The organism is Catenovulum agarivorans DS-2, from assembly GCF_000568405.1.
Taxonomy (GTDB): domain Bacteria; phylum Pseudomonadota; class Gammaproteobacteria; order Enterobacterales; family Alteromonadaceae; genus Catenovulum; species Catenovulum agarivorans_A.
The window spans coordinates 1-1,398 of record NZ_ARZY01000089.1; the positions used below are offsets into that span (position 1 = coordinate 1).

1 protein-coding gene is annotated in these 1,398 nt (G+C 42.4%); it reads right to left on the reverse strand.

Features of this window, described 5'->3' with window-relative positions; translation table 11 throughout:
- Positions 1 to 274 precede the first annotated feature (274 nt).
- On the reverse strand, positions 275 to 1,291 hold the full coding sequence (locus tag DS2_RS19300; RefSeq protein WP_035016724.1) for an IS110 family transposase: 1,017 nt from the start codon (positions 1,289 to 1,291) through the stop codon (positions 275 to 277).
- Positions 1,292 to 1,398: the final 107 nt, after the last annotated feature.

The window sequence follows — 1,398 nt, forward strand, 5'->3', positions numbered from 1 at the left end:
TATATGCAGGCACGTATATGGACACCTACATTTTTTCAAGTATAAATTTCTATTTATGTGCTTGAGTAATAGGGGACGCTGCCTACGTATATTCGGCCTCTAAATGAGATCCTGTTATCTCGGGCCTTAATGAAAACCGCACCGCTTCAGCAAAATCGATACTACGACTTTTAATAGCCACGTGCCTGCCCTGCATGTAAAGCGGTTCGGCGTAACCGATTAACTCATTAACACTCAGTGCTCGTTGGTATGAATCCTGTCCTTTTGATGCTTGCTAGTTTCCATAATTAAAATCTTGTTTGTAATGAGACATTGCCCAGACAATACGCGCTAATTTATTTGCAATCGCGACGGAGGCAATTTGTTTTCCTCGTCGCTCAATGACCTTTTTAACCCACAAGGACAAATTGTCAGTCGCACTTTCAATGCGCCGAATAATCGACCATGCACACTGGACAAGTAAACGCCGGACGTATTTATTGCCACGTTTAGTGATCCCGCCCACTTTTTGCTTGCCACCACTTGAATATTCTTTTGGCACTAAGCCTAAACATGAGGCGTAATGTCGACCATTTTTGTAGTTATGAGATGCGCCCATATGGGATACAATGGCGGTTGAGGTAAGCTCAGCAATTCCTTTTATTTGCATCAGTCGGGTGGCTTTTTCATCGGTATGTGCTTGACGTTTAATCAGTGCATCCTGCTCAGAGATTAAGATATCTAAAGCCTGCCATTCTTCTAACAGCAATTGAAATTGTTGGCGCGCGATAATGGAAAGCTCATTTTCAGCATCCTCTAATATGAAAGGCAAATCGGCTCTCAATTTGTGAATGCCTAGTGGAACAGTCACACCATATTCCATAAGCAAACCTCTCACTTGATTGACTAACGCAGTGCGCTCGGCAATTCGACGCTCACGTATTTTATGGGCGATTGACATATCGGTTTGTTCAATACTGCGCGGTTGCACAAAATGCATGTTTGGGCGCCTAGCCGCTTCGGCAATCGCAAAGGCATCATTTCTATCATTTTTATTACCCTTTACGAACGGTTTGACATGCTTCGGGGGAATAATGTTGACCTTGTAGCCCATTCGCAGCAAAACTCGACCGATGTAATTTGAATTACAACACGCTTCCATAGCGACCGTGACACCGGGGTATTGTGCAATAGTTTGAATAAACTTAGTGCGAGATACTTGCTTGTTAAATACGGGTTTACCCGCGCGATTCACCCCACACAATTGATAGACATTTTTAGCTAGGTCAATGGCGATTAATTCAACAGACATAAAATATTCCTTCTGGTTAATGAAAAAATATAGTTAACTTAATGTTAGTGGTTTGACGGTAGGTGTCCATTTCATCAATACTATGATCCAGTCATAGGTCGTTTCTA